12 protein-coding genes are annotated in these 18,864 nt (G+C 73.3%); 6 read left to right on the top strand and 6 right to left on the bottom strand.

The features are described 5' to 3' along the window. Positions 1 to 48 precede the first annotated feature (48 nt). From ACFZAT_RS30050 to ACFZAT_RS30025, 6 genes are all read left to right on the top strand, one after another. Positions 49 to 2,895, top strand: a complete 2,847-nt coding sequence (locus ACFZAT_RS30050; RefSeq protein ID WP_391268652.1) for an SCO5717 family growth-regulating ATPase — start codon at positions 49 to 51, stop codon at positions 2,893 to 2,895. A 198-nt stretch (positions 2,896 to 3,093) separates the two neighbouring features. Then, positions 3,094 to 4,968, top strand: coding sequence for an ABC transporter substrate-binding protein (locus ACFZAT_RS30045; protein ID WP_391268651.1), 1,875 nt, complete (start codon positions 3,094 to 3,096; stop codon positions 4,966 to 4,968). Between the two features lie 100 nt (positions 4,969 to 5,068). Beyond that, entirely contained in the window at positions 5,069 to 6,148 is a 1,080-nt protein-coding gene (locus ACFZAT_RS30040) for an ABC transporter permease subunit (protein WP_391268650.1), read from the top strand. Continuing rightward, positions 6,145 to 7,095 carry an ABC transporter permease subunit gene (locus tag ACFZAT_RS30035; protein ID WP_391268649.1) on the top strand — a complete coding sequence of 317 codons (951 nt, stop codon included), beginning with the start codon at positions 6,145 to 6,147 and terminating at the stop codon, positions 7,093 to 7,095. The genes ACFZAT_RS30040 and ACFZAT_RS30035 overlap by 4 nt, the downstream gene beginning before the upstream one ends. Continuing rightward, positions 7,092 to 8,120 (top strand): oligopeptide/dipeptide ABC transporter ATP-binding protein, encoded by a 1,029-nt coding sequence (locus ACFZAT_RS30030; protein ID WP_391268648.1) that lies wholly within the window; start codon positions 7,092 to 7,094, stop codon positions 8,118 to 8,120. The genes ACFZAT_RS30035 and ACFZAT_RS30030 overlap by 4 nt, the downstream gene beginning before the upstream one ends. Beyond that, the gene (locus tag ACFZAT_RS30025; RefSeq protein WP_391268647.1) at positions 8,117 to 9,118 is read left to right on the top strand and encodes an oligopeptide/dipeptide ABC transporter ATP-binding protein; all 1,002 of its coding nucleotides are present in this window, start codon (positions 8,117 to 8,119) and stop codon (positions 9,116 to 9,118) included. Before ACFZAT_RS30030 ends, ACFZAT_RS30025 begins: the two co-directional genes overlap by 4 nt. A 48-nt stretch (positions 9,119 to 9,166) precedes the next feature. Here the strand turns inward: ACFZAT_RS30025 and ACFZAT_RS30020 are convergent, their stop codons facing one another. From ACFZAT_RS30020 to infB, 6 genes are all read right to left on the bottom strand, one after another. After that, on the bottom strand, positions 9,167 to 10,126 hold the full coding sequence (locus ACFZAT_RS30020; RefSeq protein ID WP_391268646.1) for a bifunctional riboflavin kinase/FAD synthetase: 960 nt from the start codon (positions 10,124 to 10,126) through the stop codon (positions 9,167 to 9,169). A gap of 43 nt (positions 10,127 to 10,169) precedes the next feature. Beyond that, positions 10,170 to 13,766: a trypsin-like peptidase domain-containing protein gene (locus tag ACFZAT_RS30015; protein ID WP_391268645.1), complete on the bottom strand. Its 3,597-nt coding sequence runs from the start codon at positions 13,764 to 13,766 to the stop codon at positions 10,170 to 10,172. A 204-nt stretch (positions 13,767 to 13,970) separates the two neighbouring features. Next, the gene (gene truB / locus ACFZAT_RS30010) at positions 13,971 to 14,870 is read right to left on the bottom strand and encodes a tRNA pseudouridine(55) synthase TruB (protein WP_391268644.1); all 900 of its coding nucleotides are present in this window, start codon (positions 14,868 to 14,870) and stop codon (positions 13,971 to 13,973) included. Next, positions 14,867 to 15,310 carry a 30S ribosome-binding factor RbfA gene (gene rbfA / locus ACFZAT_RS30005; protein WP_073963651.1) on the bottom strand — a complete coding sequence of 148 codons (444 nt, stop codon included), beginning with the start codon at positions 15,308 to 15,310 and terminating at the stop codon, positions 14,867 to 14,869. The genes truB and rbfA overlap by 4 nt, the downstream gene beginning before the upstream one ends. Positions 15,311 to 15,334: 24 nt before the next feature. Next, a complete protein-coding gene (locus tag ACFZAT_RS30000; RefSeq protein ID WP_073863182.1) occupies positions 15,335 to 15,631 on the bottom strand; it encodes a DUF503 domain-containing protein in 297 nt (98 codons plus the stop codon). A 137-nt stretch (positions 15,632 to 15,768) separates the two neighbouring features. Next, the gene (gene infB / locus ACFZAT_RS29995; protein WP_391268643.1) at positions 15,769 to 18,840 is read right to left on the bottom strand and encodes a translation initiation factor IF-2; all 3,072 of its coding nucleotides are present in this window, start codon (positions 18,838 to 18,840) and stop codon (positions 15,769 to 15,771) included. Positions 18,841 to 18,864 lie beyond the last annotated feature (24 nt).

The raw sequence follows: 18,864 nt of genomic DNA, 5'->3' as shown, positions 1-18,864 counted from the left end.
CCCCCACCCACCACGGCACAAGGGTGCTCGACCACACCAGGAGGCAAAGTGAACGGCGATCGGGACGAGATGCGCGGGGGCTGGGACAAGCCCGTCGACGAGTCGTCCGACGCGGAGCCCGCCGAGACGACGGGTGAGTTCACCATCGACTACACCCCGCCCGCCTGGTACACGCAGAACGCACCGGGCGACTCCCTGGGCGGGGCCGGTACGCCGCCGGTATCGCCCCCGCCGCCGAGCGGGGACCCGGTGCCGCTGCCGCCGCCCCCGGCGCAGCGCGGCTTCGACCCCGACTGGACCCCCGCCCCGGCGGAGCCCTCGGACACCGGTGCGCCGGACACCGGCGACCTCGACAGCGGCGCCACCATGCGGTTCTCGGCCTCCGCGCTGAAGCGGGAGATCGAGGAGCGGGACCGCGCGGAGCGGGAGCGCCAGGCGGAGCAGGACGCCGAGGCGGCGGGCGGCGACGCGCCGTCCGGTGCCGACGGCGACGACGAAGCGCCCGAGGCCGCCGGTGCCGTTTCGGACGACGCGGAGGCGGGTACGCCCGGCGCGGATCCGGAGGAGTCCTGGGACGACGTCCTGGGAAGGGTCTTCGACTTCGAGCCCGAGGAGGAGGCGACGGCGCCGAAGCCCTCGGACGAGACCGGCGAAGCCCCGGCTGCCGGGGACGACGAGGAGGGCGACGGCGCCGACCTCGCGTCGGGCGGCACGTCCTCGGAGCCGTACCGCCTGAAGCCGTTCGACTCGGAACCGTCCGACGCCGCGCCCTCGGACGCAGCGCCCTCCGACGAGGCCCCCGAGGCCCTCGCCGAGCCGGACTCCCCCGAGCCGGACTCCCCCGAACCGGACTCCCCCGAGCCGGACGACAAGGCTCCGGTGAGCGACGCCGTCCCGGACGCGGCGCCCCGTGACGTGCCGGCGGACAGCGCTCCGCAGGACGCCTCGCAGTCCCCCTGGGCGCCGGCCGCTCCCGCGCAGGGTGGTCTCCCCCCGCTGCCGCCCGCCTTCCGGCCGGCCGCGCAGCAGGCGCAGGCTCCGCAGCCCGAGCCCGCCCAGCCCCAGGCACAGGCCCAGCCCCCCACCCCGCAGTCAGGCTACGGCTTCCCCCAGCAGGCACCGCGGCCCCCGCAGCCGGAACCGCAGCCCCAGCCCCAGCCCCAGCAGCCCCTCCCGGCCGCCAACCTCCCGGCCGCCAACCTCCCGGCGCAGCGTCCGCAGCCGCCCGCGCCCCAGACCCCGCAGGCCCCGCAGGCCCCGCAGGCCCCGCAGCAGCAGGCCCCTTGGTCCGCACAGCAGCAGCCCCAGCCCCAAAGCGGCTACGGCTTCCCGCAGAGCGCCCAGCCCCCGGCTCAGGGCACCCCGGCCAACGGCACCCCCGCCCCCACGGCCGAAGCCAACAGCCCGAACCTCCCGGCACAGGTCCAGCCGCAGCCCCAGCAGCCCGTCGACCCCCGGGCCGGCACCTCCTGGCCCACCCCCGCCCCCCGCGACCCGCGTTCCGCGCACGGTGCCCCACTCGGGTACACGGCGGCCGTGGAACTCACCTCCGACCGCCTCATCCGGGGCAAGCAGAAGGCCCGGAGCAGCCGCAACCCCTCGGGCGCCTCGCGCTTCAAGCTGGGCGGCAAGAAGGAGGAGCAGGAGAGGCAGCGCAAGCTGGAGCTCATCCGTACGCCGGTGCTGTCCTGCTACCGGATCGCGGTGATCAGCCTCAAGGGCGGCGTGGGCAAGACCACGACCACCACCGCGCTCGGGGCGACCCTGGCCAGCGAGCGGCAGGACAAGATCCTCGCCATCGACGCCAACCCGGACGCCGGAACGCTGGGGCGCCGGGTGCGCCGCGAGACCGGGGCGACCATCCGCGACCTGGTGCACGCGATCCCGCACCTCAACTCGTACATGGACATCCGGCGGTTCACCTCGCAGGCGCCCTCCGGTCTGGAGATCATCGCCAACGACGTGGATCCCGCGGTCTCCACGGCCTTCAACGACGAGGACTACCGGCGCGCGATCGACGTGCTCGGCAAGCAGTACCCGGTCATCCTCACGGACTCGGGCACCGGCCTGCTGTACAGCGCGATGCGCGGCGTACTGGACCTGGCCGATCAGCTGATCATCGTCTCGACGCCCTCGGTCGACGGCGCCTCCAGTGCGTCCACGACCCTGGACTGGCTGTCGGCGCACGGGTACGCGGAGCTGGTCCAGCGCTCCATCACCGTGATCTCCGGCGTCCGCGAGACCGGCAAGATGATCAAGGTCGACGACATCGTGCAGCACTTCCGGACGCGCTGCCGCGGGGTGGTCGTCGTGCCGTTCGACGAGCACCTGTCGGCCGGTGCGGAGGTCGACCTCGACATGATGCGGCCGAAGACCCGGGAGGCGTACTTCAACCTCTCCGCCCTGGTCGCCGAGGACTTCGCGCGCGCCCAGCAGCAGCAGGGACTGTGGACATCGGACGGCAGCGGCCCGCCGCCGCAGTACGCCCCGCCGCTGCCGGGCCAGCAGGTCCCGGGCCAGCAGATCCCCGGACAGCAAGACCCGGGCCAGCAGCCGTACGCACCCCAGCAGCCGCAGCAGCCCGGCCACACCGGCCACCCCCAGTACCCCGGACAGCCGTACGCGCCACAGCAACCCGGTCAGCCCTATCCGCAGCCGCAGCAACCGCAGTCGTACGGCGGCCAGCAGCAGCCCTATCCCCCGCAGCCGGGCCCCGGCGCCGGGCAGAACTGGCAGCAGCAGCCGGCGCAGGCCCAGCAGCCGTACCAACAGGGACAGCCCCAGCCCGAGGGCGACCAGGCAGGTCAGCCCGGCCGGCCCGCTCACCCCGAGCTGCAAGGCCCCGTACCGCCCGCCGGATGGCAGCAGCAGCCGCCGCCAGCGCCTCAGCAGTAGGGCGTCAGAGGTCTAAACCAATGAGGGTCCGTATCGCCTCCGCGATGCGGACCCTTTTTGGCATATCCGCAGACCACACGCCGTTTCGACGACCGTTGACGTGGCTCGACCCCCGCTGATAAACCTTCGCAACACCAGCCGGCGAACCGAAGTTCAACACGCCTTTCCCGTGCGAGTCATGACACGAGGTCCCAGACCATGGTCGTAAGAGTCCCGTCCTCCTCCGCCCCGCCACGCTCACGTCTGCGTGTGCTCCTGGCCTCCGGTGCCGCCGCCCTCGCTCTCGCAGCCGGGTCCGTCGTGCCGGGCATGCCCCTCGGGGCCGCGCCCCAGCAGGCGCAGGCCGCCGACAGCGGCAACAAGACGCTCACCGTCGCGGTCGCGCAGAGCGTCGACTCCCTGAGCCCGTTCCTCGCCCAGAAGCTGCTGAGCACCAGCGTCTCGCGGCTCATGTACGACTTCCTGACGAACTACGACGCCAAGGACAACCACGCCATCCCCGGCCTGGCGACCAAGTGGGAGCCCTCCGCCGACAAGCTGACGTGGACGTACACCATTCGGACCGATTCGAAGTGGTCCGACGGGCAGCAGGCGACCGCCGAGGACGCCGCCTGGACGTTCAACAAGATGATGGACGACGAGGCCGCGGCGCAGGCCAACGGCAGCTTCGTCACCAACTTCAAGAAGGTCACGGCCCCGAGCCCCACCAAGCTGGTCATCGAGCTCAAGGAGCCGCAGGCCACCATGGCCGCGCTCGACGTGCCGATAGTGCCGAAGCACGTGTGGGAGAAGGTCGGGGACTTCTCCAAGTTCAACAACGACACGAAGTTCCCCGTCGTCGGCAACGGCCCGTTCATCCTGACGGACTACAAGGTCGACCAGTACGTGAAGCTCAAGGCCAACAAGGACTTCTGGCGCGGGGCGCCCAAGTTCGACGAGCTGGTCTTCAAGACGTACAAGGACCAGGACGCAGCCGTCGCCGCCCTGCGCAAGGGTGAGGTCTCCTTCGTCGCCGGTTCGCCCGCGCTGACGCCCGCTCAGGCGAACTCGCTCAAGGGCGACAAGAACATCAAGGTCAACGAGGGTCCCGGCCGCCGCTTCTACGCACTGGCCACCAACCCCGGCGCGCAGACCAAGGACGGCAAGAAGTTCGGCAACGGCAACAAGGCGCTGCTGGACCAGAAGGTGCGCCAGGCACTGTTCCTGTCGGTCGACCGCGAGACGATCATCGACAAGGTCTTCCAGGGCCACGCCGTCGAGGGCAAGGGCTACATCCCGCCGCGCTTCTCGGCGTACGCCTGGGAGCCGTCCGGTGACCAGGCGCTGACCTACGACCCCGACAAGGCGGCGAAGCTGCTGGACGAGGCCGGGTACAAGCTCAAGGGCGACCAGCGCGTCGGCAAGGACGGCAAGCCGCTCGACCTGCGCCTCCTGTGCCACGCCACCGACCCGAACGACAAGGCGGTCGGCAAGTACCTCAAGGAGTGGTGGGGCAAGCTCGGCATCGGGCTGAAGGTCGACTGCCTGGACGACGTCTCCGTGCCCTGGTACGCCGGTGAGTACGACCTCGCCTTCGACGGCTGGTCGGTCAACCCGGACCCGGACTTCGTCCTCGGCATCCACACCTGCGCCGCCCTGCCGACGAAGGCCAAGGCCAGCGCGACCACGGACAACTTCATCTGCGACAAGAAGTACGACGAGCTGTACAAGAAGCAGCTCGCCGAGTACGACCCCGCGAAGCGCGCGGAGCTCGTCGGGCAGATGCAGTCGTGGCTGTACGACTCCGGGTACATGAACGTGATGGCCTACCCGAACGCGGTCGAGGCGTACCGCACCGACCAGATCAAGTCGATCACGACCATGCCCGAGGCGGCCGGCAACATCTACGGCCAGGACGGCTACTGGAGCTGGTGGTCGGCCGTGCCGGCGAGCGGCAGCGGCGACTCGGACAGCGGCAGCTCCGGCTCCTCCACCGGTGTGATCATCGGAATCGTGGTGGCGGTCGTGGTCCTCGCAGGTGGCGGGTTCCTGATCTCGCGGCGCCGCCGCACCACCGCGGACGATCGCGAGTAGGTTCTCGAACGGGATGCGAGGAACCGGCCGGCGCGGGTGCGGTACCAGGCCCGCGCCGGCCGGTTCTTTCCAGGAACGACACGAGTAACGAGAGTTCCCCATGACAGCTGACAGCACTCCGGCGCTCGTGCAACAGGCGGACGCGGCCACGGACGGCCCTCCGGCCGGTCCCTCGGCCGCACGCGGTCCACGGGCGCGCAACACCACGGCCTATCTGAAATATGTGGCCGCCAAGATCGCGGGCGCCGTCGTCTCGCTGTTCGCGGTTCTGGTCACCAGCTTCTTCCTCTTCCGGCTCATTCCGAGCGACCCGGTCAAGCAGATGACGGGCGGCCGGCCCGTATCGGCCGAACAGCTGGAATCACTGCGCCACCAACTCGGGCTCGACCAGCCGATGTGGCAGCAGTTCACCAGCTACATCGGGGACGCCCTCACCGGCGACTTCGGTGTCTCCTTCGCGTACCACGCACCGGTCATCGACAAGATCGTCGAGAAGCTGCCGGCGACGCTGCTGCTCACCGGCACCGCCTACGTCCTCTACAGCCTCATCGGCCTCTGGCTCGGCACCCGTACCGCCTGGCGCAACGGCTCGGCCGGCGACCGGTTCCACACCGCGCTCGCCCTCACGCTGTACTCCGTACCGTCGTTCTGGCTCGGGCTCCTCCTGATCATCATCTTCTCGGTGGGCGTCGGCCCGATCCCGGGCATGTTCCCGACGGGCGGGATGTCGTCGGGCGACACGAGCGGATTCGATTACGTCATCGACGTGGCGCATCACATGGTGCTCCCGGTGATCACGCTGGTGGCGGTCGGGTACGCGCAGACGCTGCTGGTCATGCGGTCCTCGCTGCTGGACGAGATGGGCAGCGACTACCTCACGACCGCCCGTGCCAAGGGGCTGCGGGACGACGTCGTACGCCGCAAGCACGCCGTGCCCAACGCGATGCTGCCCACCTTCACGCTGATGTTCGTCAACCTGGGGCATGTGGTCGCCGGGCAGATCCTGGTCGAGACCGTGTTCTCCTGGCCGGGCCTCGGCTCCCTCTTCTACCAGGGCCTCAGCACCCCCGACCTGCCACTCGTCCAGGGCCTGTTCTTCGTCTTCGCCACCGCGGTGATCCTGGCGAACACCCTTGCCGATGTGCTGTATCCGCTGCTCGATCCCCGGGTGGGCCGATGACCACGACCGATTCCATGCCCACGCCGACCCCGGCGTCGGCCCCGCCCGAGCCCGTCCGGAGCTCCCGCGCCCTGGCCCGGGCCCGCAAACGCGAGTCCGCGGCCCGCTTCTGGCGGGAGTACCGCCGTCACAAGGGCGGCATGTGGGGCCTGGCCGGCCTGATCGTGATCGCGCTGATCGCCCTGGCCGCACCCCAGCTCGTCGGTGCCGACTCCGAGAGCGTCACCGAGGCGTCCGGCGGCGCGCTCGAATCGCCGAGCGGTGCATTCCCGCTCGGCACCGACCAGTTCGGCCGCAGCGTGCTCGCGCTCCTGGTGTGGGGCGCGCGCGTCTCGCTGACCGTGGGGCTGCTCGCGGCGTTCCTGTGCGTCGCCATCGGCACGATCGTGGGGATCGTCGCGGGTCACTTCCGCGGCTGGTACTCGACCGTGCTGATGCGGGTGACCGACTGGTTCCTGGTGATGCCGACGCTGGTCCTCGCGGTCGCCCTCGCCTCGGTGATGGACCGCTCCCTGTGGACCATCATCATCGCGATCGGCGTCACGACCTGGCCGACCACCGCCCGCCTGGTCCGCGCGCAGACCCTGGCCGTGGAGTCCCGCCCGTACATCGAGCGCGCCCGCGCGCTGGGCGGCGGGCACGGCCACATCATGCTCCGGCACGTCCTGCCGAACGTGATGCCGCTGGTGCTCGCCCAGACCACGCTGGCCATCTCCAGCGCCATCCTGAGCGAGGCCACCCTCGCCTTCCTCGGCCTCGGCGACCCGACCATCACCTCCTGGGGCAGCATGCTCCAGGACGCGCGCGCCGCCGGGGCGGTGAGCGCCGGCGACTGGTGGTACCTGGCACCGCCCGGCATCGCCATCGCCCTGGTGGCCCTGGCGTTCACGCTGTGCGGCCGCGCGATCGAGTCCGTCCTCAATCCCAAGCTGGGGGTGGCCCGTTGAGCACGACGAGCATCCGCAAGACGCCTCTTCTGGACGTACGCGACCTGACGGTGACGTACGCCGGCGGGGCGCAGGCCGTCCGCGGCGTGAACCTCCAGGTGGAGGCCGGGCGCAAGCTGGGCATCGCCGGGGAGTCCGGCTGCGGCAAGTCCACACTGGCGCTGGCCCTGCTGCGGCTGCTGCCCGCGGGCACGAAGGTGACCGGCGAGATCCTGCTGAACGGCGAGGACGTCCTCGCGATGAAGTGGGGCCAGGTCAGGGCCGTCCGCTGGGCGGGCGCCTCGATCGTCTTCCAGGGCGCGATGCACTCGCTGAACGCCGTGCACCGCATCGGGGACCAGATCGCCGAGCCGATCCTGCTGCACAAGAAGGTCACCCAGGCCGCCGCGCGCAAGCGCGCCGGTGAGCTGCTGGAGCAGGTGGGGCTGCCCGCCGCCCGGGTGGACGCCTATCCGCACGAGCTGTCCGGCGGGCAGCGGCAGCGCGTGATGATCGCGATGGCGCTCGCCTGCGACCCGGGCCTGATCATCGCCGACGAGCCGACGACGGCCCTGGACGTGATGATCCAGGCCCAGATCCTGCGCCTGATCGAGCAGCTCGTCTCCGAACAGGACCTCGGCCTGATCATGATCAGCCACGACCTCGCGGTGCTGTCCGACACCTGCGACCGGCTCGCCGTGATGTACGCGGGCCGGGTCGTGGAGGAGGGCCCCGCGTCCGAGGTCTACGAGGGCGCGCACCACCCGTACAGCAGGGCCCTGTCGGGCGCCTTCCCGCGCATCGGGGACCCGACGTCCCGGTTCGCGCCGCAGGGCCTGCCGGGCGACCCGCCCGACCCGTCGGCGCTGCCGGCCGGCTGCACCTTCCACCCGCGCTGCGCCCTGGCCCTGGACTCCTGCGCCACGCAGGACCAGGAGCTGCGGGACGCGGGCCCGGGGCGGCAGGCCGCGTGCGTGCTGGTGGGTCCGGAGGGGGCGGCGGCGCCGGTCCTGCCGGGCGCCGAGGAAGCAAGGAGCACATCATGACGACGACCCCCGTGGACCTGCTCAGCGCGCAGGGGCTCCGGATCACCTTCCCCGGCCGGCACGGTGCCGAACCGGCGCGTGCGGTGGACGGGGTCGACCTGGACATCCGGCCCGGCGAGATCGTCGCCCTGGTCGGCGAGTCGGGATGCGGCAAGACGACGCTGGCCCGCTCGCTGCTGGGCCTGGTCCCGCCGACGGCCGGTCAGGTCACGTTCGACGGGAAGCCGCTGGACTACGGGAGCCGGTCGCTCAAGGCGTACCGCAAGCGCGCCCAGCTGGTCCTCCAGGACCCCAGCGGCTCGCTGAACCCGCGCCACACGGTGTACGACGCGGTGGCCGAAGGGCTGCGCATCCACGGCTACGCGGGCGACGAGCGGCAGGCGGTGCACGACGCGCTGTCCCGGGCCGGGCTGCGTCCGCCGGAGCGGTTCTTCCTGCGCTACCCGCACGAGCTGTCGGGCGGTCAGCGCCAGCGCGTCGTGATCGCGGGGGCGCTGGTCCTGGAGCCGGAGCTGATCGTGGCGGACGAGCCGGTCGCCTCGCTGGACGCGTCGGTGCGCGGCGAGATCCTGGCGCTGCTGCTGCGGCTGCGCGAGGAGCTGGGGCTCTCCGCGCTGGTCGTGACGCATGATCTCGGTCTGGCGTGGAACATCGCGGACCGGGTCGCGGTGATGTATCTGGGCCGCATCGTGGAGACGGGTGCCGTCGAGCAGATCCTGACGGCCCCGCGCCATCCGTACACCCAGGCGCTGCTTTCGGTGCTGCCGGAGGCGCCGGGCGATCCGGTGGTGCTGACGGGCGAGCCGCCGGACCCGTCCCGGGTGCCGTCCGGCTGCCGCTTCCACGCCCGCTGCCAGGTGCTGGCCTCGGGCGAGGCGGAGCGGGCGGGCGTCGCGGACGCCTGCCGTACGCAGGACCTGCCGGTCCTGTCGGGCGGCGGGGAGACGCAGGTGGCGTGCCACTGGGCCACGGCGAAGGTCACCGCGCCGACCGCCTGACGGGCGGGGCGGGTTTCCCGGCCTGCCCGGCCGGGAAACCCGCCGCGGTCAGTCCTGTCCGGCCTCGGCGGCGGCGACCAGTTCGCTGCACCGCTTCACGTCGGCGGCCATCGCCACCAGCAGGTCGTCGATCGTGTCGAACTTCAGCATGCCGCGTACGTACGCCAGGAAGTCCACAGCCACGTGCAGGCCGTACAGGTCGAGGCCGACGCGGTCGATCGCGTACGCCTCCACCGTGCGCTCGGTGCCGTCGAACTGCGGATTGGTGCCGACCGAGATCGCGGCGGGCATCGCCTCGCCGTTCGCGTGCAGCCAGCCCGCGTAGACGCCGTCGGCGGGGATCGCGGTGTGCGGGAGGGTCTCGACGTTCGCGGTGGGGAAACCGAGCTCGCGGCCGCGCTGCGCACCCCGGACGACGACGCCCTCGACACGGTGCGGGCGGCCCAGGATCTCGGCGGCCCCGGCCACATCGCCCTCGGCGACCAGACGCCGGGTCAGGGTGGAGGAGAACGGCTCGCCGCCGCCCGCCGCGCCGCTCACCCGCAGGTCGATGACCTCGACGCGGTAGTCGTGCTCGGCGCCCAGCTCGGCCAGCAGCTCGACGTTCCCCGCCGCCTTGTGGCCGAAACGGAAGTTGGGGCCCTCGATGACCAGCCGGGCGTGCAGCTTGTCCACGAGCACCTTCGCGATGAAGTCCGCCGGGGCGAGCCGCGAGAACTCCGTGGTGAACGGCAGGATCAGCATCGCGTCCACACCCAGCTCCGCCATCAGCTCGGCGCGCCGGTGGTGCGGGGCGAGCAGCGGGGGGTGGCTGCCGGGCCGGACGACCTCGCTGGGGTGCGGGTCGAAAGTCACGACGACCGAGGGCACGCCCAGCTCACGGGCCCGCTCGACGGCGCGGCCGATGATCAGCTGGTGCCCCCGGTGCACCCCGTCGTACGAGCCGATGGTGACGACGCTGCGCCCCCAGTCCTGGGGGATGTCCTCCAAGCCTCGCCAGCGCTGCACTCTGACCGCTCCTCGCCCGAACCTGTGTACGTGGATATCTCGATTACGCAGGTCTAAGACTGCCATGCTCACGCCCTGCGGCCCGCATCGGCATGGTCGTCGGAGCCTCCAGCGCCTCCACCGTGCGCCGTGCGCTGGGCCCGACGACGGCCGCCCACTCCTGCGGCGCCTCGTCCAGCCAGCCCGCGACCAGTGCGCCGAACCCGGGCACCTCGCGGACCAGCGCGACGAGCCGCCGGTCGAACAGGGCGGCTCCTTCGGGGGTACGCACGAGGAGCATCCCGGTCCGGTGCAGCAGCGCCCTGGTGCGCACCGGTGACCGCCCGGCGCATCCGGCCGCGGCGGCCCGCAGCAGGGCCTCCAGGACCACCGGGTCGGGGGTCCCGCCGCGCTGCTCGGCGTCCAGCAGCACCTCCAGGAGCTCGTCGCGGGTGGGCTGCGATCCGGGGCTGCCGGGCGAGGCGAGCACCGCGGCCAGCGACCCCCGGACCGGCGCCGCCGCCGGGCGGTCCCGGAGCAGCCCGGTGAGCAGCGGCAGCAGCAGGGCGCGCGCGGCGGGCCCGCGCTCCAGGCGGCGGTCGAGGTAGGCGGCGGTGTGCGCCGTGTCCTCCGGGTGGCCCTCGGCGTAGGCGCGTACGAGCCCGGCGGCGTGCAGCGCGAGTTCCGGGGCGTCGATCCCGGCCAGGGCCCGCAGCACCTCGCCGGCGCCCTGGTCCGGCCGCGCGAGCCGGTCCCGGTAGGCGGTCACCACGATGTCCGCGTGCGTGGGCAGGGCGGCGGCGAGCGCGTCGGCGGGCACGCGCACGTCCTGGGGCCCCTCGGCGACGAAGGCCCGGACGGCCTGCGGGAGATAGCGGGCCCGGGTGCGGGGGTCCGCGACGAGCAGGGCGAGGACCGGTCCGTGCAGCTCGCTGTCGGCCGGGCGGGCCAGCACCGCGAGCACGGCCCGGCGCACCCGGTCGCGGTCCGCGTCCAGGGTCGAACGGGGGGCGAGGAGCGTCGCGTACGTGACGGCGGCGACCCGGCGCGCGCGCCGCTCCTCGTCCCCGGCCCACCGCTCGACGGCCCGGCCGAGCGCGGCGGGCTCGTCCTCGGCGAGCGCGGCGAGCAGTTCCTCGGCCCGGGGGTGCCCGGCGGAGACGAGCGCGTCGGCCAGGTCGTCCACGGCGAGGTCCCGGCGGGCGTAGAGCAGTGCCTGCGCGGCGGCGGCGACGGTCGGCCGCACCACGGCGTCCGGGGCCGGGGCAAGCGCTCGGTCGTCCGTGAACCAGGCGCACAGAAGGGGCATGACGCTGCGGGGCCGGTCGGCGAGCCGCCGGTCGACGGCGTCCAGGAACCGTGCCTCGCCGCGCCCGGTTCCGGGCGGTCCGTCGGCGGGCACGAGCCGCCGGAACAGGTCCATCCGGTCCGCCTCGGGCAGCCTCAGCTTCCGCCAGAACCAGGGCCCGAACTCGACGTACGCCCCGCCCGCACCGCCCTCCTCGCCGGAGCTGCGCACGACGCGCCCGGCGAGCAGCCGCAGCACCCCGAGGTACGGCCGCGCGTCGGGGGCCCGGAGCAGCGTCTCGCCGAGCAGCCGGGCGGCCCACCAACGGGGGTCGGAGAGGGGCCGGTCGGCCGCCCCCTCCGGCAGCCGGTCCAGCGCCTCGATGAGGTCCGCCAGCCGGTGGGCCAGGGCGGCCGTGCCGTGGCGGCGGGCCAGCAGCAGGAGGGCCTGGATCACCGGGCCGATCCGGTGCCGGGGCACGGGCAGGCTGCGGGGCCCGGTCGTGAGCGGGTCCCCGGCCTGTTCGCCCCGGCGGGGGCGCGGCACCCGGCCGTCGTCGTCCGCCGGCTCCGCGTGCCACCGGTGCACCAGCGCCCGCAGGGCCGCGTCCAGGTCGAGGTGCGTGCTCTGGATCCAGTCCCCCACCTCTTCGTGGGCGAAGCGGTAGCCGGCGCCGGCCGGGACGAGGAGCCCTTCGGTGAGGACCGCCGGGGCCCACCCCGTCCGCCAGGGGAACAGCTCCTCGAAGGCGGCCCGGTCCAGCTCGCCCTGGCCGGGTCCGAGGCAGCGGCGGGCCGCCTCGTGGACCTGTCCCGCCACCCGGGCCGCCAGGCGGCGCACCGCCGTGGGCGCGGGGCGGCTCCCGGCGGCGATGCGGACGGCGATGCGCAGGCACATCAGGTCCAGGTGGGCGGCGAAGACCTCCTCCGTGCCGGGGCGCCCGGCGGTGCCCGGCGGCAGAGCCTCGCGCACCTCGGCGAGCAGCCGGAGGGTCAGCGGGTGGCGGTCGTGGCCGGCGGCGAGGGCGTCGGGCGGGAGGCCGAGCGCTTTCCGGGCGCGTTCGGCCTGGGCGGCGGTGAAGTCGGTGACGCGGACCGCCGGAGGGAGCCGCCGGGCGGGCCTGGCGGGCCGGTGCAGGGCGTCGGGCGGGCAGAGCGCCCCGGCCGTCTCCCAGTGCTCGGGGCGGCAGCCCACGACGAGCCGGGCGCCGTTCTCGCGGAGCCAGCCGACGGTGCCGGTGGTCCAGTCGGCGAGCCGGTGCGCCAGAACGGGCGGCATCTCCTCCGGGGCGTCCAGCAGGACCAGCAGCGGCACTCCGGAGCCCGCCGCCAGCCGGGCGACCCGCTCGGGTGTGGCACTCGCCATGTCGCCCGGGGCCCCGGCGGCGCCGACGATGCGCCCGGCCTGCTGGAGGGTGCGCGCGACGGCGTCGGCGACGGAGGTGTCGGCCGCGAGGAGGTCGGCGCCGCGCAGCCACAGCGTGGGCGCGGGCACCGGACCGGTCGCCCGGCGCGCGGCGACGGCGGCGAGCTCGGTGGTGCGGCCGGTGCCCGGCTCGCCGACGAGGGCGAGGACCACGGCGGGTGCGTCGGGTCCGGCCGCCGCGAAGGGTCCGGCCGCCGCGAACGCCTCGGCCTCGGCGCGGACGTCGGGCCGCTCCACCGGCTCGTGACGCTCGCCCGGGCCGCCCGCCGAACCGACGGACATGGCGGTGAGCTGGAGGGCGCCGGCGAGGTTGAGATCGGGGCCGTAGCCGGGGACGGTCGCGGCGTTGCGCCGCAGCAGCTCGCCCAGCGGCCCGTCGGCGGGCGCCCCGGCCAGCGGTGCCGCGCAGCCGGCGGTGGCGTGGGAGGCGCGCAGGGCGAGCCCGATGACCGCGATGACGGCTCCGCTGTCCGGGTCGAGCACGGGCCCGCCGACCGCCGCGCCGCCCAGCCGGAGCGCGTCGCTGCCGTCCGTGCCCAGGGCCAGTTCCAGGGCCTTGTCGATCCGGTGGGTGCGGCCGCGGCTGGTGTAGGTAACCGGCGTGCGGCCCAGGATGCGCGCCTCGCGCAGGCCGTGCGCGGCGACGGTCACATACGTACCGGGGTCGATGCGCTCCCGTACGCACATGGGCAGCGCCCGTACGCCGAGGGTGTCGGGGCCGCCGGTGGGCAGGAGGGCGAGGTCCCACTCGGGGACGGCGGTGATGTCGGCGGCCTCGACGCGGTGGCTGCGGCCGCCCGTGCCGTGCAGCAGGAGGTGCGGAAGGCCGTCGACCGCCTCGTGGCTGGTGACGACCGTGCCCCGGTCGTCGGCGACGAAGCCGGTCCCTCGCGGCCGGCCGGCCGGATCGCACAGTCGTACCAGCGTCGCCCGGTCCCCGCATCCCATGGTCAGACGGTAGGCCGCCGAAGATCCCCGCGCGGACCACTCCGGGCGAAAGCGCCCCCGTCACCCCCTGATTCACTCCGAGCGCCTGCCCGTTGGGGTGAATCAGGGGCGTTCGGTGGACAGGAACGGGTGGGGGATCGTGGAGCGGGCGCAGGGGGCTCCGCCCGCTCCACGATGAGGGTCCGGCAAGGCGCCGGCGCCCGGTCAGGCGAAGACGGCGAGGCTCTTGGCCTTGCCCTTCTGCTCCTCGACCAGCACCAGGAACCGCCCGTCGGGCCCGAAGACGGCGACCGGCCCCGGCGGGTGGGCGGGCATGTCCAGGCGTACGCCGTTCAGCAGCAGCTTCGCGCGCTTCTCGTCCACGTCCCAGCGGGGGAACGCCGAAGCGGCGGCCTCGGCCACCGGCATCACGGCCAGCTCCTCCTGGTGCTGGTCCAGCGTGCGCGCGGCGTCCAGACCGTACGGGCCGACGCGGGTGCGCCGCAGGGCGGTGAGATGGCCGCCCACACCGAGCCCGGCGCCCAGGTCACGGGCGATGGCCCGGATGTACGTCCCCGAGGAGCAGACCACCGAGACGACCAGGTCGACCACCGGCGTACCGTCCTCGGCGACGGCCTCGCGGACGTCGTAGACGCGGAAGGACGAGACGGTCACCGGCCGGGCCGGGATCTCGAACTCCTCGCCGCCGCGCACCCGCGCGTAGGACCGCTTGCCGTCGATCTTGATGGCGCTGACCTTGGACGGCACCTGCATGATGGCGCCGGTCAGGGCGGCGACCCCGGCGTCGATCGCCTCGCGCGTCACCCCGGAGGCGTCGGCGGACGAGGTGATCTCGCCCTCCGCGTCGTCCGTGACGGTGTTCTGGCCGAGCCGGATCGTGCCCAGGTACTCCTTCTCGGTCAGCGCGAGGTGGCCGAGGAGCTTGGTGGCCTTCTCGACGCCGAGCACGAGCACGCCCGTCGCCATCGGGTCCAGGGTCCCGGCGTGGCCGACGCGGCGGGTGCGGGCGATGCCGCGCATCTTGGCGACGACGTCGTGCGAAGTGAAGCCGGACGGCTTGTCGACGATGACAAGCCCGTCCGGCGTCCTGTTCTGCGTTGTCATTCGGAGGCGGTGTCCTCGTCCTCCGGCTTGCGGTACGGGTCCGCCTCACCGGCGTACGTGGCGCCCGAGGACGCCTCGCGCACCTTGGCGTCCGAGGCCCGCGCCCGGTCGAGCAGGTCCTCGATGGCCCGGGCGTTCTCCGGGAGGGCGTCGGCCACGAAGGTGAGCGTCGGGGTGAACTTCGTCCCCGCCGCCGAGCCGACCGCGGACCGCAGGATGCCCTTGGCGCTCTGCAGGCCGGCCGCAGCGCTCGCCCGCTCCTCGTCGTCCCCGTAGACCGTGTAGAAGACCGTGGCCTCCCGCAGGTCACCGGTGACCCGGACGTCCGTGATGGTCACGTGCGTCCCGAGGCGCGGATCCTTGATGCCGCGCTGCAGTTTCCCGGCGACCACCTCCTGGATGAGGTCCGCCAGCTTCTTAGCCCGCGCGTTGTCGGCCACTGGTCCGTCTCCTTCTCGCCTTGCTCAATCGTCTTCGTCGCTGTGCAGCCGCCGTCGTACGGACAGCAGCTCCACTTCCGGCCGGGCGGCGACGAGGCGCTCGCACCGGTCGAGTACGTCTGTGAGGTGCCGGGTGTCCCCGGAAACCACGGCGAGGCCGATCTCGGCCCTGCGATGGAGGTCCTGATCGCCCGTCTCCGCCGCGCTCACCGCGTATTTGCGCTGGAGTTCGGCGACGATCGGACGGACCACGGAACGCTTCTCCTTCAGCGACCGTACGTCGCCGAGAAGCAGGTCGAAGGACAGTGTCCCCACATACATGTATGCCCGGATGTCCCGCCGGTTCGGGTTCGCGCCCCGCCGATGATCGGCGGGGACACAAGAACCGTACACGGAACGGCCGGGGCCGATCGACGGAAATAGGTCCCGTCGACCGGCCCCGACTGTTGAGGTACGGGTCAGCCTCGCGGCTTCTCGCGCATCTCGTACGTCGCGATGACGTCGTCGATCTTGATGTCGTTGAAGTTCCCGAGGTTGATACCGCCCTCGAAGCCTTCGCGGATCTCGGTGACGTCGTCCTTGAAGCGGCGCAGACCGGAGATGGTGAGGTTCTCCGCGACGACCTTGCCGTCGCGCAGCAGGCGCGCCTTGGTGTTGCGCTTGACCTCGCCGGACCGGACGAGCACACCGGCGATGTTGCCCAGCTTGGACGAGCGGAAGATCTCGCGGATCTCCGCCGTACCCAGCTCGACCTCTTCGTACTCCGGCTTGAGCATGCCCTTGAGGGCCGCCTCGATCTCCTCGATCGCCTGGTAGATGACCGAGTAGTAGCGGACGTCCACACCCTCGCGGTCGGCCATCTGCTGCGCACGCCCGGCGGCGCGCACGTTGAAGCCGATCACGATGGCGTCGGAGCCGGTCGCCAGGTCGATGTCCGACTCGGTGACCGCACCCACACCGCGGTGCAGGACCCGGATGTCGACCTCTTCACCGACGTCGAGCTGGAGCAGCGAGGACTCGAGGGCCTCCACCGAACCGGACGCGTCGCCCTTGATGATGAGGTTGAGCTCCTGGACCAGACCGGCCTTGAGCGCCTCGTCCAGGTTCTCCAGGGAGAACCGGACACCCTTGCGGGCGAAGTTGGCGTTGCGCTCGCGAGCGGCACGCTTCTCGGCGATCTGGCGGGCCGTACGGTCCTCGTCCACGACGAGGAAGTTGTCGCCGGCGCCCGGGACGTTGGTGAGACCCAGCACGAGGACGGGGGTCGAAGGACCCGCTTCCTCGACGTTCTCGCCCTTGTCGTCGAGCATCGCGCGGACACGTCCGTAGGCGTCGCCGACGACCATCGTGTCGCCGACCCGCAGGGTGCCCCGCTGGACCAGGACGGTCGCGACGGCACCGCGGCCGCGGTCGAGGTGGGACTCGATCGCGATGCCCTGCGCGTCCTGCTCCGGGTTGGCCCGCAGGTCGAGCGAGGCGTCGGCGGTGAGGACGACGGCCTCCAGCAGCTGGTCGATGTGCAGACCCTGCTTGGCGGAGATGTCGACGAACATGGTGTCGCCGCCGTACTCCTCGGCCACCAGACCGAACTCGGTGAGCTGACCGCGCACCTTGGTCGGGTCGGCGCCCTCGACGTCGATCTTGTTGACCGCGACCACGATCGGCACGTCGGCCGCCTTGGCGTGGTTCAGCGCCTCGATCGTCTGGGGCATCACACCGTCGTTCGCCGCCACCACGAGGATCGCGATGTCGGTCGACTTCGCACCACGGGCACGCATGGCGGTGAACGCCTCGTGACCCGGGGTGTCGATGAAGGTGATCCGGCGGTCCTCGCCGTTGACGTCGGCGGAGACCTGGTAGGCACCGATGTGCTGGGTGATGCCGCCGGCCTCGCCCGCGATGACGTTCGTCTTGCGGATCGCGTCCAGGAGTCGCGTCTTACCGTGGTCGACGTGACCCATGACGGTCACGACCGGCGGACGCGGCAGCAGGGCCTCGTCGCCGCCCTCGTCCTCGCCGAACTCGATGTCGAAGGACTCGAGCAGCTCGCGGTCCTCCTCCTCCGGGCTGACGATCTCCAGGACGAAGTTCATCTCGTCCGCGAGGAGCTTCAGCGTCTCGTCGGAGACGGACTGCGTGGCGGTGACCATCTCGCCGAGGTTCATCATGACGCCGACCAGCGAAGCCGGGTTGGCGTTGATCTTCTCGGCGAAGTCGGTGAGCGAGGCACCGCGCGACAGCCGGACGGCCTGTCCGTTGCCGCGAGGCAGCATCACGCCGCCGACCGACGGGGCCTGCATGGCCTCGTACTCCTGGCGCCTCTGCCGCTTCGACTTGCGACCACGACGCGCGGGACCGCCGGGACGGCCGAAGGCGCCCTGCGTGCCACCGCGGCCACCGGGGCCGCCGGGACGGCCACCGAAGCCGGGACGGCCGCCGAAGCCACCGCCGCCGCCGGGACGGCCCGCGCCGCCACCGCCGCCGCCACCGGGACGGCCGGCGAAGCCGCCGCCACCGCCGCCGGGACCGGCCGGACGACCGGCGAAGCCGCCGCCACCGGGACGACCTGCGCCGCCCGGACGACCGCCGCCGCCGGGACCGCGGCCACCGCCGGGGCCACCACCGGGACGCGGGCCGGCAGCGGGACGCTGCGGCATCATACCCGGGTTGGGTCGGTTACCACCGGGGCCGCCGCCCGGACGGGGCGCCTGCGGCCGGGGCATGCCGCCCGGGGTCGGACGCGGCGCGCCACCCTGGCCCTGCGGGCGCGGGGCGCCACCGGGGCCGCCCTGCGGACGCGGGGCGCCGGGGCGCTCCTGGCCGCCACCGGGACGCGGGGCGCCGCCGGGACGGGGGGCCTGCGGACGGGACATGCCCGTCGAGCCACCGGAGGTGAACGGGTTGTTGCCCGGACGGGGACCGGCCGGACGGGCGCCGGGGCGCGGGGCGCCCTGGCCGGCGGGGCGCGCGGGACGCTCGCCGCCGCGCTGGCCACCGTCACGCTGGCCGCCGTCACGCTGGCCGGCCGGGGCCGGACGCGCGGGACGGGGGCCGGGGGTCGCGCCGGTGGGGCGCGGTGCCTGCGGCGCGGCCGGCTGGGCCGGGGCCGGGGCCGAGAACTCCGCGGCGGGCACCGGGGTGACCGGGGCCTTCGGCGCAGGCTTCGGGCCCGGACGCGGGCCGGGGGCCGGCGCCGACGGGGCGGAGGGGGTGCTGCTCGGGGCCTCGGCGGCGGCCGGCTTGGGGGCCGGGGCGCCGGGCTTCGGGGCAGCGGGACGTGCCGCGGGGGCCGGAGACGGCGCCGCGGGCTTGGCGGGGGCGGCCTTACGGGGCGCGCCCGGCTTGGCAGCGGGCTTGCCGGCGTTGCCGCCGGGCCCCTGCAGTGCGTCAGTCAACTTGCGCACGACCGGCGCCTCGATCGTCGAGGACGCCGAACGGACGAATTCACCGAGTTCTTGGAGCTTGGCCATGACGACCTTGCTCTCCACACCGAACTCCTTGGCGAGTTCGTATACCCGGACCTTAGCCACTTCGCTCCTTTTAGGTCCGGGTTA

It is taken from the genome of Streptomyces sp. NPDC008163, from assembly GCF_042956885.1.
Classification (GTDB): Bacteria; Actinomycetota; Actinomycetes; order Streptomycetales; family Streptomycetaceae; genus Streptomyces; species Streptomyces drozdowiczii_A.
Note: the sequence above shows the minus strand (reverse complement) of the source record. Positions and strands in the feature narration are given on the sequence as shown.

Excerpts from the sequence above, each read along its gene's own strand:
- ACFZAT_RS30035 (WP_391268649.1), top strand. The coding sequence starts at position 6,145 with ATGACCACGACCGATTCCATGCCCACGCCGACCCCGGCGTCGGCCCCG.
- truB (WP_391268644.1), bottom strand. The coding sequence starts at position 14,870 with ATGACAACGCAGAACAGGACGCCGGACGGGCTTGTCATCGTCGACAAG.
- ACFZAT_RS30045 (WP_391268651.1), top strand. The coding sequence starts at position 3,094 with ATGGTCGTAAGAGTCCCGTCCTCCTCCGCCCCGCCACGCTCACGTCTG.
- ACFZAT_RS30015 (WP_391268645.1), bottom strand. The coding sequence starts at position 13,766 with ATGGGATGCGGGGACCGGGCGACGCTGGTACGACTGTGCGATCCGGCC.
- ACFZAT_RS30025 (WP_391268647.1), top strand. The coding sequence starts at position 8,117 with ATGACGACGACCCCCGTGGACCTGCTCAGCGCGCAGGGGCTCCGGATC.
- ACFZAT_RS30040 (WP_391268650.1), top strand. The coding sequence starts at position 5,069 with ATGACAGCTGACAGCACTCCGGCGCTCGTGCAACAGGCGGACGCGGCC.
- ACFZAT_RS30000 (WP_073863182.1), bottom strand. The coding sequence starts at position 15,631 with ATGTATGTGGGGACACTGTCCTTCGACCTGCTTCTCGGCGACGTACGG.